This window comes from Cupriavidus necator, from assembly GCF_013141915.1.
GTDB lineage: Bacteria > Pseudomonadota > Gammaproteobacteria > Burkholderiales > Burkholderiaceae > Cupriavidus > Cupriavidus necator_B.
Genome location: NZ_SROX01000003.1, coordinates 366,792 through 382,051 on the forward strand (window position 1 = coordinate 366,792; position 15,260 = coordinate 382,051).

The 15,260-nt window shown below is 60.3% G+C and carries 14 protein-coding genes; 10 read left to right on the plus strand and 4 right to left on the minus strand.

Going from position 1 to position 15,260, the window contains the following annotated elements:
• Positions 1-2: 2 nt before the first annotated feature.
• Together E5S69_RS09550 and E5S69_RS09555 are read left to right on the plus strand one after the other, a co-directional pair.
• The gene (locus E5S69_RS09550; RefSeq protein ID WP_058697557.1) at positions 3-707 is read left to right on the plus strand and encodes an ABC transporter ATP-binding protein; all 705 of its coding nucleotides are present in this window, start codon (positions 3-5) and stop codon (positions 705-707) included.
• Positions 708-735: 28 nt separating this feature from the next.
• Positions 736-2,007: an NAD(P)/FAD-dependent oxidoreductase gene (locus tag E5S69_RS09555; protein ID WP_058697558.1), complete on the plus strand. Its 1,272-nt coding sequence runs from the start codon at positions 736-738 to the stop codon at positions 2,005-2,007.
• Positions 2,008-2,034: 27 nt separating this feature from the next.
• Here E5S69_RS09555 and E5S69_RS09560 read toward each other — a convergent pair whose 3' ends face one another.
• Together E5S69_RS09560 and E5S69_RS09565 are read right to left on the minus strand one after the other, a co-directional pair.
• A complete protein-coding gene (locus E5S69_RS09560; protein ID WP_256333794.1) occupies positions 2,035-2,331 on the minus strand; it encodes an AzlD family protein in 297 nt (98 codons plus the stop codon).
• Positions 2,328-3,095, minus strand: coding sequence for an AzlC family ABC transporter permease (locus tag E5S69_RS09565; RefSeq protein WP_058697559.1), 768 nt, complete (start codon positions 3,093-3,095; stop codon positions 2,328-2,330). Before E5S69_RS09565 ends, E5S69_RS09560 begins: the two co-directional genes overlap by 4 nt.
• Positions 3,096-3,540: 445 nt before the next feature.
• On the opposite strand from E5S69_RS09565, the gene E5S69_RS09570 reads away from it, so the two are divergent.
• The 6 genes from E5S69_RS09570 to E5S69_RS09595 all read left to right on the plus strand — a co-directional run bounded on the left by E5S69_RS09570 (position 3,541) and on the right by E5S69_RS09595 (position 9,823).
• Positions 3,541-4,122, plus strand: a complete 582-nt coding sequence (locus E5S69_RS09570) for a TetR/AcrR family transcriptional regulator (protein WP_058697560.1) — start codon at positions 3,541-3,543, stop codon at positions 4,120-4,122.
• A 27-nt stretch (positions 4,123-4,149) separates the two neighbouring features.
• On the plus strand, positions 4,150-5,073 hold the full coding sequence (locus E5S69_RS09575) for a LysR family transcriptional regulator (protein ID WP_058697561.1): 924 nt from the start codon (positions 4,150-4,152) through the stop codon (positions 5,071-5,073).
• 411 nt (positions 5,074-5,484) lie between these two features.
• Positions 5,485-6,279, plus strand: a complete 795-nt coding sequence (locus E5S69_RS09580) for a class II aldolase/adducin family protein (RefSeq protein ID WP_256333795.1) — start codon at positions 5,485-5,487, stop codon at positions 6,277-6,279.
• A gap of 154 nt (positions 6,280-6,433) precedes the next feature.
• Positions 6,434-7,888 carry an MFS transporter gene (locus tag E5S69_RS09585; protein WP_070940824.1) on the plus strand — a complete coding sequence of 485 codons (1,455 nt, stop codon included), beginning with the start codon at positions 6,434-6,436 and terminating at the stop codon, positions 7,886-7,888.
• Positions 7,889-8,273: 385 nt separating this feature from the next.
• The gene (locus E5S69_RS09590; protein WP_058697563.1) at positions 8,274-9,401 is read left to right on the plus strand and encodes an alkene reductase; all 1,128 of its coding nucleotides are present in this window, start codon (positions 8,274-8,276) and stop codon (positions 9,399-9,401) included.
• 44 nt (positions 9,402-9,445) lie between these two features.
• On the plus strand, positions 9,446-9,823 hold the full coding sequence (locus E5S69_RS09595) for a cupin domain-containing protein (protein ID WP_058697564.1): 378 nt from the start codon (positions 9,446-9,448) through the stop codon (positions 9,821-9,823).
• Positions 9,824-9,915: 92 nt separating this feature from the next.
• On the opposite strand, the gene E5S69_RS09600 is transcribed toward E5S69_RS09595, so the two are convergent.
• Complete coding sequence (locus E5S69_RS09600; RefSeq protein WP_058697565.1) at positions 9,916-10,989, minus strand: zinc-binding dehydrogenase; 1,074 nt, start codon at positions 10,987-10,989, stop codon at positions 9,916-9,918.
• A 799-nt stretch (positions 10,990-11,788) separates the two neighbouring features.
• Here E5S69_RS09600 and E5S69_RS09605 point away from each other — a divergent pair.
• Together E5S69_RS09605 and E5S69_RS09610 are read left to right on the plus strand one after the other, a co-directional pair.
• Positions 11,789-13,237: a catalase gene (locus E5S69_RS09605; RefSeq protein ID WP_058697566.1), complete on the plus strand. Its 1,449-nt coding sequence runs from the start codon at positions 11,789-11,791 to the stop codon at positions 13,235-13,237.
• A 95-nt stretch (positions 13,238-13,332) separates the two neighbouring features.
• Positions 13,333-13,818, plus strand: a complete 486-nt coding sequence (locus E5S69_RS09610) for an ankyrin repeat domain-containing protein (RefSeq protein ID WP_199414554.1) — start codon at positions 13,333-13,335, stop codon at positions 13,816-13,818.
• A 367-nt stretch (positions 13,819-14,185) separates the two neighbouring features.
• Here E5S69_RS09610 and E5S69_RS09615 read toward each other — a convergent pair whose 3' ends face one another.
• Positions 14,186-15,172 (minus strand): LLM class flavin-dependent oxidoreductase, encoded by a 987-nt coding sequence (locus E5S69_RS09615; protein WP_058697567.1) that lies wholly within the window; start codon positions 15,170-15,172, stop codon positions 14,186-14,188.
• Between the last annotated feature and the right edge of the window lie 88 nt (positions 15,173-15,260).

The window sequence follows — 15,260 nt, forward strand, 5'->3', positions numbered from 1 at the left end:
TCATGCTGGAAGTTGCGAATCTCAACGCCTGGTACGGGTCGAGTCACGTATTGCAAGGTGTCGACCTCAAGGTTGGTGAGGGCGAGCTGGTCTGTCTTATCGGCCGCAATGGGGCAGGTAAGACCACTACCGTGAAGTCCATCGCTGGTCTCATGTCCAAGGTCACCGGGTCGGTAAAGTTTGAAGGCGTTGAACTCCTGGGGCAGCCTGCGCATAAGAGATACTTGCGGCAACTCGCCTACGTCCCGGAGGAGCGTCGCATCGTACCTGGTCTCACTGTTCGGGAAAACATTCGACTCGGACTGCTCGCGTCGCCGCACCGTACACGAGAGTCGGATGTCATTGATGAAATTGCCGAGACTTTTCCTCGACTGAAGGAGCGGCTCGACCAGCAGGCAGTGACAATGTCTGGCGGTGAGCAGCAAATGCTTGCCATTGCGCGGGCAGTGGCATCGAAGCCGAAGATGGTGCTGCTCGACGAGCCGTCCGAAGGGATCATGCCAGTTCTCGTGGATGAAATGTTCGAGTATTTCGCGGCATTGAAGCGCGCCGGAGTCACGATTCTCCTCATCGAACAGAACGTGGGCCTGGCCTTGAGAATTGCCGACCGCGCCTATATTCTGGATCAGGGCGAGGTAGTCTACAGCGGTACGGCGCAAGCAATGCTGGGCGACGAGGAAATCCAGGAGCGGTATTGCTCGGTCTGATCAGACGAGTGACGGAGGGCCAGAAGCCATGAAGACTGATGACACCGAACGGCGTGCGAGAGTTGTCCTTACCGGCGCGACGGACAGCAAGAAGGCCTTCGAGTTGAGGGACTTCCTGAACCGTAGTGTTGTCGCGTTCGACTGGAGGCCTTTGCAGTCGGATGAGGACGCCAGGACGATACCCGGCATCCGTGGATTGGACGATACACGTTTGCCCGTTTGTGAGTTTCCGGACGGAACGCGCTTGTTTGATCCGAGCGTCAAGGAGGTCGCCGCGCGACTGGGATGGGTGCAGGTACCGCGGCTGCGAGAATACGACGTTTCCATCTACGGTGCGGGCCCAGCCGGATTGAGTGCGGCCGTTTACGCTGCAAGCGAGGGGCTCAAGACCGTTCTTATCGAACGTCACGCGGTAGGTGGACAGGCGGGCTGCTCATCGCTGATCGAGAACTACATGGGTTTTCCGCAAGGCATCAGTGGTGCCGAGCTGGCGGAACGCGCCCGCCAGCAAGCCGTTCGATTTGGTGCCGAGATTCTCCAGATGCGCGAGGGTGTCAATGCTACGTTCGAGAATGGTCAAATCATCGTCGACATGGCCGATGGCTCGAAGCTCAGGGCAAAGACCAACATCTGCGCGACGGGCATCGAATGGCGAAGGTTGAACCTGCCGAACGAGAGCCGCTTTTTGCACGCGGGGTTGTTCTACGGGGCGGGCGCAAGCGAAGCACCCATATGCAAAGGTGAAACGGTTTATGTGGTAGGCGGAGGTAACTCCGCCGGTCAGGCGGCCATGCACCTGTCCGAGTACGCCGACGAGGTTGTGATGCTTGTGCGAGGCCCGTCGCTGGCCGCAACGCTCTCGGACTATCTCGTGAAGAAGATCGAGCGATCGAGTGTCGTGCGTGTCGTCAGCAACTGCGAAGTGGTTGCTGTCGACGGGGACCATCGCTTGCGAGAGGTAACGGTTCGCGATCGCGTGAACGGCGGGACGGAAACACTTGCCGCCACGCGCATCTTCGTGTGTATCGGCGGGGCACCACATACCGAATGGGCTCGCAATACCGACATCGTGCGGGACGCCGCCGGGTATCTGGTCACGGGGCCTGATTTGTTGCGGGATGGACGTGCCCCCGAGTCGTGGCCGCTGCAAAGAGCGCCGTTTTATCTCGAGACGAGCGTGCCAGGCTCGTTTGCAGCAGGCGACGTTCGGCACAACTCGATCAAGCGGGTTGCGTCGGCTGTGGGCGAGGGCGCCATGGCGGTGTCGTTCGTTCATCAGCACCTGGCCCATCAGGGGTGAGGCGCCGTTACTTGCGTCGTGCGTCAATTAGCCGAGCAAATATCGCAGTGTCCCCGCAGAAGCGATGCCGATCACGACGGTAGGAAGGATCGAGAGCCGCGTGGCGGCCGCTAAAGTCAGTGCGAGGGCTGCGAGGTCGGCGGGGCGATCCGATACAAAATATGGCGCAATGACTGAAATCAGTACGCATCCCGGTGCGACTTCCAGCGTGGCGGCAGCGCGCGGACTCAGTTTCCTGTTGTGCAGCAGGAGGTACCCTCCGATACGCGTCAGATAAGTGACCGAGGCCATAGCGAAGATCGTGGCAAGTGTAAGGAATGTCACTGCTTCGCCTCCTTGCGATCAGCCATCCAGTATGCGGCGGTGACGCCGGACAAGGCACCGGCCAACACATACCAGGCGCCAGGCACCAGAAGATGTGTAATCGCCGCGACGGCCAGGCTGACAAGCCATGGCCTGGCTGTGCGAAGGTCTTTCCACATGCCACGCATCAGCACCAGAAACACGGCAGGGAAAGCCATGTGGAAGCCGTAGGCCTCAACATCACCAAGTATCGGTCCAACTGCCGCGCCGATGGCAGTGCACCCGACCCATGTCAGATAGAACGGGGCTGCGACGCCCCAGTAATACGGCAGGCTCAACACGGGCAACACGGGCGTTCGCTGGCGTTGGGCGCGTTGTTTTGCATCTGCCAGCCCGAACGCCCAGCTTTCGTCGCACATCACGAACAGCGCAGCTAGTGCCTTGCGCCGAGGCAGGTGGTGAAGCAATGGTGCGAGCACTGCGCCCATCAGGAGATGGCGGCTATTGACCAGCAAGGTGATCGCAACAATCAGAAGAACGCTGGGCGGGGACGCCCACAAGGCGATTGCGGCAAATTCCGAGCCGCCGGCAAAGTTCAGGCCGGTCATCAGGGAGACTTCCGCAGGGTTCAGGCCGTGGCGAGCCGCCTGTGCGCCGAGTACGAGGCCAAAGGGAACAAAGCCAACCAGCATGGGCACGCTGTCCCTAGCTCCCCGCTTCAACTCCGCAAGTTGCTGAACCTGTGCCGGGCGTCTTCCAACGTTCTGGCCCTCTACTGCTTCCATCTCACTACAGTCCTTCGTTGGCCGGATTTGTCAGGCCACAATTCAAAGAAAGCATTGTATGCGCTTTTGGTAGCAATTTGCTTGTTTTGTTGTGGTAAATTGATTGGTTGCTTGGTGTCTGATGCCAGAAATGTCAGAAACGTTGGCAGTCAATGCCAGGTAGGTTTCTTGGTGCCGCGTGATACATTCGCCGGGGACTTGATAGGTTTCGCGGGGCCTCGTCAGAAGTGGAACGTGAGATCTTCTTCGCAATCGGAGGGCCAATGGTTCGCCCCTGCCTTTGCCTTACAATTTATCGCCTGATTGGTAGAATGGAGGCGTAACACGCCATTGTCTGGTGCCAGGGGGATGCATGGAGCGAGGGGAAACAGGGGCGAGGGGGGAAGCGCCCGAGAAGACCGGTAGACGGCTTCCACCAGAGGAGCGGGAAGAGCAGATTGTCCGCATGGCCATCGAGCACTTCACGCGCAATGGCTTCTCCGGCAGCACGCGTGAACTGGCCAAGCAGATCGGTGTGACCCAGCCGCTGCTGTACCGCTACTTCGAAAACAAGGAAGCGCTGATCGACCGCGTCTACAACGAGGTATTCCAGTGGCGCCGGGAGTGGGAGCGGCAGATTGCCGATCGGTCCGTGCCGCTCGTCGAGCGCCTGCCTGCCTTTTATGTCGACTACGCGTCGGTGATCTTGCGCGAGGAGTGGATCCGGATCTTTATTTTCGCCGGCCTGACGCGGGAAGGGATCAACAACAAGTATCTCAGCAAATTGCGCAACCGAGTCTTCCTCCCGGTGCTGGCCGAGGTGCGGGCCGAGTTCGGCATCGGCGAGCCGCGCAATGCGGCGGAGCTGGAGGCGGAAATCGAGATGATCTGGAGTCTGCATGCGTCGATCTTCTATCTCGGGTTGCGCAGGTGGGTGTATGGTCTGAAGGTACCGGTGGATATTGATGCGGCCGTGCGGCAGCAGGTTGATATGTTCCTTAACGGCGCGCCGGCAGCCATGCGCAAGCTGCGGCAGGCGCGCACCTGAGCAGGCGCAAGCTCGGAGACGCATGGCATGGATAAGCTGCTGGCACTGAAGATGTTTGTCGAGGCCGTGGATGCCAAGGGATTTTCGGCAGCGGCCAGGCGGCTGAACCTGGCCACCTCGTCGGTCACGCGCACCATCGATGGACTTGAGGAGGAGCTCGGCGCCGTGCTCCTGAACCGTTCGACGCGGCAGGTAACAGTCTCCGAAGCCGGTGCAGCCTACTACCAGCGGGCGCGCAAGATCCTTGAAGCCGTGGCTGAGGCGGATTCACTGATTGCTGACCGGGGCGATACGCCGGTCGGTCAGTTGCGCGTATCTTTGCCCGTCGCATTTGGACGTCGCTGCATTGCCCCGTTCCTCGGCGGCCTGATGGCCAAGTATCCCCAGCTGGAACTTGAGGTGACAATGACCGACGAGATCGTCGATCTGATCGGCGAGCGCATCGACGTGTCGATCCGGCTCGGCAGCGCGGCATCGTACGACGATGTCGTGGCGCGCCAGGTTGGCGTATTCCGGCGAAGGGTCGTTGCCAGCCCGGCATACCTGCTTGAGCGTGAAATCCCGGCATCGCCGATCGAACTGGCAAACCATTCGTGTCTGCGCTTCAACTACGGGGCCCATCCTCAAGTCTGGACATTCCATCGCGAGGGCGAGGAGGTTCAGGTGCCTGTCTCAGGGCGATTCCGCAGCAACAATGCCGAGGTGCTGCGCGAGCTGGCGCTCGCCGACGGCGGCGTCGGCCTTTTGCCGGATTGGATGGTCGATGAGGACGTGCAGGCTGGCAAGCTGACGTCATTGTTCGATGACTGGACGGTCAATCCCAATCGTGCCAGCTCGGCAATTACAGCGCTGTATCTGCCTAACCAGCGCGGCTCCCGCCGTATTGCGGCCTTCCTCGACTTTCTGGGCGAGATACCTGGCCCGACTCACAGGGACAGGGCCGCGGCTTAATTGCCCGTTGTGTACCTCGCATTGCGGGTTACATTCAAGCTGATTCTCCAGGCTTGCGATCCTGATGCCTCCTCCTCCAGGAGGATGTCCCCCAGAGGCGTGGCCAAGTCCGCGCTGTGCTTTACGACAACATTCCTGCAACTCGAGATTTCCTACACGGCGTATCCGATTCGCTTCTGATAAGTGAATGAGGCCGAGGGTGCTGCGGGCGTATGCCGTGTCGTCGCGACGAACATGTCGAAGACAAAGTGTCTCTCGCGCGGGCATTTCGCTGCGCGCTGCCAACGGCTGTTCCAGTTGGTCTTATGCAAACGCTTAATTGCGCCGTGGCATCGGGGTCCGTTGTTCTGCTGCTGGCATAGGCCTTGCTGATTGGCTCGGGCCCGATAGGCCAACAACAACAGACAGGAGATACCCATGCGTTCGAACTACAGCGATGCCGAGTGGAAGACGCGCTGCGAACTCGCAGCGCTCTATCGAATCCTAGCCCATCACAGAATGACGGATCACATCTATACGCACATCAGCGCGCGGGTGCCCGGCACGGATGAACATCATTTCCTGATCAATCCGTATGGCCTGATGTTCCATGAAATCACGGCTTCCAGTCTGGTCAAGATCGATATGCATGGCCGGATCCTGGAGAGCGGAAGCAAGGGACCGCAGCGGGTGAATACCGCGGGCTTCATGATTCATTCCGCAGTCCACATGGCCCGCCATGATATTTCCTGTGTCGTGCATACCCATACCGCCGCAGGTATCGCAGTATCCGCACAGGAACAGGGGTTGTTGCCCATTAGTCAGCACGCGCTCAAGTTCTACGAGCGAATCTCTTACCATGAGTATGAAGGAATCGCGTCAGACGAAGCGGAGCGGGCCAGGCTGGTAGCTGACCTTGGAAACAACAAGGCAATGGTCCTGCGCAACCATGGACTGCTGGCGGCGGGAACCACGGTCGCGGAGGCGTTTATTGTCATCTACTATCTGGAGCGTGCATGTCAGGCGCAAGTGGCGGCACTTGCCGGCGGCTCCAGGCTGACATATCCGCCTGTCGCGGTGAGGCAGCACACCGCGCAGCAGTTTGCAGAACTCGATATTGCCGACAACCTCGCCATCGATACCGGTGGCCTGCAAAGCTACCATCAGGTCGGCTTTGACGCAGCGATCAGATTGATCAAGGACGACGCTCCGAGATACGACAGCTGACGCCTGGCGTCGCGCAGCGCCGGGCCTCTCCGGCTTCCGAAAGTCTGTACGAAAGGTGTATCGCCCCGAATTGCGAAAGCGAGCAAGGCAGGCGGTCAACCGCGCACGCCTGCTCGCCTGGTACAACGCATAACTATATAAGGATGGAAGAGACATGACCCCAGTCGATCAGCGCTGTATGCGCAAGATCCTCATCCGGTTCCTCCCCTTGTTGCTGATCTGCTATGTGGTTGCGCACCTGGATCGCGTCAATGTCGGCTACGCGGCATTGACGATGAACCACGATATCGGCTTGACGACGGCGGCCTTCGGGCTGGGTGCGGGCCTGTTCTTCATTACGTACTTTGCTTTCGAGATTCCGTCCAACCTGGCCCTGGAGCGGTTCGGCGCGAGACGCTGGATTGCCCGCATCATGCTCACCTGGGGACTGCTGTCCGGTGCCACGGCATTCGTGCAGGGCGAGACGGGCTTCTACGTGGTCCGCCTGCTGCTTGGTGCGGCGGAAGCCGGGTTTTTCCCAGGCATCCTCATTTTTCTGACGCTATGGGTGCCGGGCAAATGGCGGGCAACCTTCGTCGGCAGCTTTATGGTGGCGATTCCGCTGGCAAGCGTGGTCGGTGCGCCGGTCTCCGCCTTTCTGATCAACAGCCCTGGACTCTGGGGGCTGAAAAGCTGGCAGACGATGTTCCTGATCGAAGCCGTGCCCGCGATCTTCCTCGCCTTCGTTGTGCTAAGGGTGTTGCGTGACACGCCGGACCAAGCTGAATGGCTGGATCCCGAAGAGAAGCGGTGGTTGCAGCAGGCACTGGCCGCAGAACGGCAGCAGGCGAGTGGAGGGCAGAAGGAGACGCTGGTCGATATCCTGAAGAATCCACGGGTCTGGTTGCTCGCCTTTGTCTACTTCGGCATCACGGGATTTTCTTATGGCATGGCCTTCTTCCTGCCCCTGATCTTGAAAGATGCAAATCTGTCCGTGATGCAGACCGGCGTGGCTACGGCGTTGCCGTTTGCCGTCGGAGCCATTGGCATGGTGGTCTGGGGCAGGCGCTCCGATCGGTTGGGGGAACGCCGGCAGCATGTCCTCATCCCGTTGATGATTGCCGTGGTGGGTCTTGCTGCGTCCACGATGGCGCCGTCTCCCTGGCTCAAGATCGTCCTCATCAGCGTTTCGGCCTTCGGGGTCATGGCGGCACTGCCGGTGTTCTGGACGTTGCCGCCACTGCTGTTCGGCGCCTCGATCGGGGCGGGAGGCATTGCGATGATCAATTCGCTTGGCAACATCTCCGGCTTCGCGCACTCGCTGCTTATGGGAGTCATCAGGGATAAGACGGGAAGCTACACATATGGCCTGATTCTCATCTCGGTGGTCGGTGCCTGTGGCTTCATCGTGTTGATGGTATTGACCCGGAAGCTGTCTGGCCGACCGGGGAACAGTCTCTCCCTGACACCACAGCGACAACCGACAGGTTGCGGGAGTCATACGGACTTCGTAACCACAGGAAGCCGCGCTAGCGCAGCCTATGGCGGGCCCGCCTCCTCCTTCGGCAGGGGCCGTTCGTCGACGCATGTAAAGGAAAGAGGGGAAGCGGATTCACATGCTGCTTCATGATCCATCGGGGCGCGCTCCGCGGCGCTACGCGTAAGGAAGCAGCGGCCACCAGCCCATCTTGCGCGCGCTGCCCATTCTCCAGGCGTGCCGCGGACAGGGTTTTCTGAGCCTGGCGGCACGTCTTTGCGGGAGAACAGGGTGGGGCATGTGTGCCGCCCGGGCTGACTTGAGCCAGACGTTGCGCCGCGCGCAACGCAGACTTGCGCTACGAACCCATTCTCAGCGAAGGGCGGCTTGCCTACGCTTCAAGGCACCGGAGCCCTGTCGGGCCAATTGCTCGCAGGACATCGAAGCTCCGCGCGTATCGTTCGCCGCCTCACCATCACCGGGAGCTCGCGGCGCAACAGGATCGAAAGCACTTCTCCACGCATCAGGAAGTCCATCCATGACTACTCATCTCTTCCGTCCGATCTCGGTCGGTCCGCTGTCCCTGCCGCATCGCGTGGCGATGGCGCCACTTACCCGTTCGCGTGCGGGCCAGCCCGGCAACATACCGACCGACATGAACACGACGTACTACCGGCAGCGTGCATCGGCGGCGTTGATCATCTCGGAAGCGACCCAGATTTCGCCGCAAGGTCAGGGCTACGCCTGGACACCCGGTATCCATACCGAGGCGCAGATCGATGGCTGGCGGGCCGTGGCCGATGCCGTTCACGCTGAAGGGGGCAGGATGTTCCTGCAGCTGTGGCACGTGGGCCGGGTTTCGCACCCCATGTTCCAGCCCGGCAACGCGTTGCCGGTCGCCCCCAGCGCCTTGCCTGTTCCTGGCAAGACCTTCGTAACCGATGCGGACGGCAATGGCATCTGGGCCGAAATACCGGTGCCGCAAGCCCTGACGGCGGCGGGGATTGCAGACATCGTGGCGGACTACCGCCAGGCTGCACGCAATGCCATATCTGCGGGGATGGACGGCGTGGAAATCCATGCAGGCAACGGCTACTTGCTCGACCAGTTCATCAATTCCGCCAGTAACCATCGGCAGGACAACTATGGCGGCAGCATCGAGAACCGCGCGCGCTTCCTGCTCGAGGTGGTTGACGCGGTCAGTGCGGAGATTGGTGCCGAGCGCGTGGCCGTACGCCTGACGCCAATGGGTCGCTTCATGGGCATGGGCGATGCGACGCCGGAGGACACCTTCGGCTACATCGTCGGGCGCCTCAACGACTGGCCGCTCGCCTACCTGCACCTCGTGGAGCCCGCCATCGTCGGCACTGTGCGGGATGAGCAGGTTGATCCTCGCTGGGACGCCATCATCCGACAGTTGCGCAAGACCTATCAGGGGGTGTTGATGCTGGCGGGCGGCTATGACGGTGAGAGCGCCGAACGAGCCGTCGCGGATGGCCGTGCCGACATCATTGCGTTCGGTCGTCCGTTCATCGGCAACCCCGACCTGCCTGAACGGCTGCGTGGCGACCATCCGCTGAATACGCCCGACCCTGCCGCTTTCTTCGGTGGCGGCGCGGAGGGCTACGTGGATTATCCCGAACTGGACCAAAGTCAGGCGGCGTGAATACCCCTGCCTTTCCGGTACACGACCCAATAAATAGCTGACATATGAACATGCCAATCAAATCAGTGGACACCAACAGAGTGCCCTGGGAGTTCCTTGAAATTCCTGAGTTAGGCGCAAAGCTGCCGGTCAAGACCTGCCATGTCGACGATGAAACCGGCGTCTCCATTTCCAAGATCTGCTACAAGGCAGGCTTCATTAATCGGTCTCACTGGCACAATTGCTCTCATGGTATCTACGTTCTGGACGGGATCCTGAAGACGCATGCCGGAGAGTTCGGCCCGGGGAGCTTTGTGTGGTTCCAGGAGGGCACCACCATGTTCCATGGAGCGACCGAGGACAATGACGTGACGTTCCTGTTCATTACCAACAAGGCTTTCGATATCCACTACGAACATATCGAAGGCGCCAGAGCCGGGTAGTTCAGCATAGTAGTGCTTCTCGCCAATGAGAAACCCGCCAGCCGGCGGGTTTCTCATTCTTGCGTGGCACTTGCTGGAAGGGGCCTTGCCCGTCAGGGCTTCAGTGCTAGTTTCACGACTCCATCGCGCTGATGACCGAATAGTTCGTATGCCGCAACGACGTCATCGAGCGAGTAGGTGTGCGTGACGAGATGATCGAGCTTGATACGCTGACTCGATACCACATTCAGCAGCCGCCGCATGCGTTCCTTGCCGCCTGGGCAGGTGGAAGTCACAATGCGTTTGTTCGCAAGGCCGGCCCCGAACCCGTCGAGCGGGATGGGGATGCTCTTGGAATAGATGCCGACGCTTGAGATCGTTCCGCCCGGGCGTGTCACGTTGACGCAGGTAGCGATCGTCTCATCCCTGCCCAGGCATTCGAGCGCGACATCCGCGCCCACGCCTTGCGTAAGCTTCATCACTTCCTCGACGACATCGCACTTCGTTGGATTGAGCAGGACATCTGCACCCATTGTCTTGGCCTTCTGCAGGCGGTCCTCGACCGGATCGACTGCGATGATCAGGCCGGCGCCCATCAGCCGCGCACCGCTTGTCGCGCACAGTCCGATAGGCCCTTGCGCCACCACGACCACAACGTCGCCGATCTTGACACCGGCAGATTCGGCAGCGGAAAAGCCGGTACTGACGATATCCGGCACCAGTAGCACGTCCTCGTCGGTGAGGTTGTCGGGGATCACGGTCAGGTTGGCTTGCGCGTCCGGTACAACAAAGTATTCCGCCTGGCAGCCATCGAGGTAGTTGCCGATCTTCCAGCCCCCCGCGACTTTCCAGCCGCTGGCGGAATTGCTGCCGCACTGGGAATGGAACCCCATCAGGCATGACGAGCACTGGCCACACGGGGTGACCGCCGCGCACAGCACGCGCTGGCCCTCATGATAGCCCTTCACTTGCGAGCCGAGTTTCTCGATGATTCCGATCGGCTCGTGCCCCAGCGTCAGGCCCTTCTCGACGGGATACTCGCCTTTCAGGATATGGATGTCGGTACCACAAATGGTTGTAGTGGTAATGCGGATCAGCGCATCGGTCGGACCGACGTCGGGAATGGGTTTGTCCTCCAGTGCGATACGGCCAGGCTCTACGAACACAGTTGCTTTCATGGTTGCCATGCGGGTCTCCTGTTGGCGGGGCATTCTGATCGCACTACGGGCCAGGGCAGCCCGTCGTACGATCGGCGTCTCCAGCGGCAATCAGCATGCCTCTGAGTCAATGACGCTTGATAGTTATCGATCGACCACTTATCGAGCGAGCGCCAACCATCCTGGTTCCTGGTTCGTTCTTGCCAGCAATGGTTTCAGGTGGGGAATGATCATGGTGCTGTCCGGGCAGGTCCCGTTCAGCGGCTCTCGCCAATGCAAGATGGTGATCGATGGATAAATTGTAGAATGCGCTTTCGAGGCAGGGTAGCTCTGTGGGCTAGTGGTTTACCCCTTTGGGTCGGCGTAATCATGGCGTTGGTACCTACAGTACTTCGACGATCTTAGGGGGCTGCACCGTGCCACCGATCATGCGGATGCACTCCAGGATTGAAAACTGGAGCCGTGCAATACATGTCGTCGGCTACTACAGTTTGTCCACAACGAATACACCGAGATCGTGACAACACGGAGAGCTCAAAAGCTATGCGCGGACGCTCCTCGTCCGTATCGCATCTTTTATCTCGTGCCATCAACATTGATACCGCGCTCGATGGAGTTGGACTATTCTAGTCACGGCCGCTCATACATTGCTATCAGCGCTTCGGGCGGTATCACTGTACCGTTAGCGTCTAACGTACTGATTTTCAGGCGGAGGAGTTCTTGTGGCTGCGGTTCGACTAAATAGGGAGCACTCTGCCCGCATTCAGCACGCCCACAAACATCCGGCGCGAGCCAATGAGGTCGCGCCATGCACCAAAGGAACCCCAACATGAAGAAGCTCACGACCGCATTTGGCGCTCCTGTCGCCGACAATCAAAATATCCAGACTGCCGGTGCGCGCGGACCTGCACTGCTACAGGATGTCTGGCTCTTGGAGAAACTGGCGCACTTCGACCGCGAGGTCATCCCCGAGCGCCGCATGCACGCAAAAGGCTCCGGCGCCTACGGCACATTCACGGTTACGAAAGACATCGCCAAGTACACGCGTGCCGACCTGTTCTCGGAAATCGGCAAGAAGACGGAAGTGTTTGTGCGCTTCTCGTCAGTGGCCGGCGAGCGTGGTGCGGCCGATGCCGAGCGGGACATCCGCGGCTTTGCGATCAAGTTCTACACGGAAGAAGGCAACTGGGACCTGGTGGGCAACAACACGCCAGTGTTCTTCCTCCGCGATCCGCTCAAGTTCCCCGATCTGAACCACGCCGTGAAGCGCGACCCGCGTACCGGCTTGCGAAGCGCCGAGAACAACTGGGACTTCTGGACCAGCCTGCCCGAAGCGCTGCACCAGATCACCATTGTCATGAGCGACCGCGGCATCCCGCGCAGTTGGCGTCATATGCACGTCTTCGGCAGCCACACGTACAGCTTCATTAGTCAGGACATGCAGCGCTACTGGGTAAAGTTTCACTTCGTGACCCAGCAGGGCATCCAGAACCTGACCGACGCCGAGGCTGCCGAAGTCACGGGGCAGGATCGCGAGTATCACCAGCGTGACCTGTACGAAGCCATCGACCGTGGCGATTTCCCGCGCTGGAAGCTCTGCGTGCAGATCATGCCCGAGGCCGATGCCAGCAAGGTGCCGTACAACCCATTCGACTTGACCAAGATCTGGCCGAAGAAGGACTATCCGCTGATCGAAGTTGGCATGCTGGAGCTCAATCGCAATCCGGACAACCACTTCGCCGAAGTCGAGCAAGCATCGTTTGCACCGTCGACAATTGTTCCTGGCATCGGCTTCTCTCCGGACAAGATGCTGCAGGGCCGTCTGTTCTCGTATGGCGACGCCGCGCGCTATCGTCTGGGTGTCAACCACCATCTGATCCCGGTGAATTCGCCGAAGGCCGCGAAGTATGTCAACAGCTATCACCGGGATGGCCGGATGCGCACGGACAACAACCAGGGTGGCACCATCGCGTATGAGCCAAATACGAAGGGCGAGTGGGCTGACCAGCCCGACTTCCTCGAGCCGCCGCTGACGCTGGAAGGCGCGGCCGACCACTGGAACCATCGCGCGGACGACGACTACTTCTCTCAGCCGGGGGCGCTGTTCCGCCTGATGTCGCCAGCGCAGCAGCAGTCACTGTTCGACAACACGTCTCGTTCGATCAAGGGTGTATCGAAGCACATTCAGCAACGCCACATCGACCACTGCACGGCCGCCGACCCGGCCTACGGTGCCGGCGTAGCTGCGGCGATTGAACGTATCGAAAGCCAAAGGTAAGAACGGCCCTGCGTCTGACCTGTACAGCTCTCTCCCGCCTTGCGGGGGAGAGAACAAGGATAATGACCCAAGCTATATCAGACTGGAAACGGAACATGACGCCTGAGGAAGAGGCTCGCGTGGTCGCCGCGCTGGCCGAGGTTTTCAACCTGGTGCGCCAAGGGGATGCGGGTTCGCTTGCTGCCCTGATTGCGCGCGGCTTGTCGCCGGACCTGCGCAACGAGAAGGGCGACAGCCTTGTGATGCTGGCCGCCTACCACGGACAGGTGGACACCCTGCGCACTTTGCTTGATGCCGGAGCCTCGCCTGACATGTGTAACGCGGCTGGCCAGACACCAATTGCCGGAGCGGCCTACAAGGGCTTCAAGGACGTAATTGAAGTACTGCTGGCGTATGGCGCCGACGTCGAAGGCGCGTCGCCAGACGGCCGCACTGCGCTAATGGTCGCCGCGATGTTCGACAGGACTGAAATCGTAGATCTACTAGTCTCAAGCGGCGCCAACCTCGGCGCGCGCGACAATTGGGGCATGACCGCCGCCGATGCAGCCGCCTTCATGGGAGGCCGGCACCGCGGTCATTGATACGCTGGCCGCGTCGCCTCTTAGCGATGCCGCTGAACGTGAGCCAATTTACCCCAATACCGACGCTAAAGTGGTATTGACGATTCGAGAGTTCGAGCAGTCTCTGATTCAGGAGATCGGAAAATTTACCGTCATGCCACCCACCGAGGTCTACAGGGGGACAATGGCGGGTAGCCACGCTACAGGTTCCCTTTACAAGTCACCCTCTGACGCCTTGTGTGCATTGTGCAGTCTCTGCGAAGGAAGTGCGGGACGATCCAATCCGATGGGTTTGCGCTGTTCCCTCTCCGCTACTGGCATCCGCTCTTTGCAGCTTGGCAAGTTGCAAAGCGTCAGGTCCTACGCGGCTGAGGAGGTCGCCCATGGACTAGCGGCTGAGGAGGTCGCCCATGGACTCCGCGGCATACTGGTGCGAGCGCATCCGCGCCTGCGGGTCGTAGATGCGGCAGTCGATCATCAGCTCGTCGGCACCGGTCTGGTCAACGATCTTCTCAATCCACGCGCCGACGGTCGGCTTGTCGCCGGCCACGGTGCAGGCCATGACCTGGTCCAGGACTTCGCGCTCGTGATCGGGCAAGCGCCGCACGTAGTCCTCCACGGGCTTGGGCAACAGGCCAAGGCGCCCCATGTGCAGGTTCAGCATCCATTGTTGGTGCGAACTCGCCAGGTACTCCGCTTCCTCGTTTGTCTCAGCCGCGAATATATTCACGCCGACCATGACGTACGGCGTGGCGAGTTGCTGCGAGGGCCGGAAGTTGTTGCGGTAGTGGGTGATCGCCTGGTGCAGGTAACGCGGCGCGAAGTGCGAAGCAAATGCATAGGGCAGGCCGAGCTTTGCCGCAAGATCGGCACCGTACATGCTGGAGCCGAGAATCCAGAGCGGTACGTCATGCCGTTCCGGAACCGCGCGCACCGGCTGCTTGCCGTTGTCGGCCAGATAGTCCATCAACTCGACGACATCCTGCGCAAAGTCGCGTTCCCTGGCGCCGCGTCGCAACGCCTGAACCGTCGGGCCGCCGCTGCCTGGCGCGCGTCCGAGGCCAAGATCGATTCGACCTGGATATAGCGCTTCCAGGGTGCCGAACTGCTCGGCGACAACCAGCGGTGCATGGTTGGGCAGCATGACGCCACCGGACCCGACACGGATGGACGACGTGGCCGAGGCGATATCGCTGATGATCAGCGAGGTGGCGGCCGAGCCAATGCCTGGCATATTGTGATGCTCCGCGACCCAGTAGCGACGGAAGCCATGCTGCTCGACATGCCGGGCCAGCTGGCGCGACTCATCCACGGCCTCGGCAAGACTCTTGTCTTGTCCGATCATTACCAGATCCAGGACGGACAGGGCGGTCATAGGAACTCCATTGAGAGGTTGCAAGGGGCAGGGCAGCGGCCCACGCCCCTGGTTTTGGTGAGCAAGTCTGAGGCGGCGCTATGCCTTG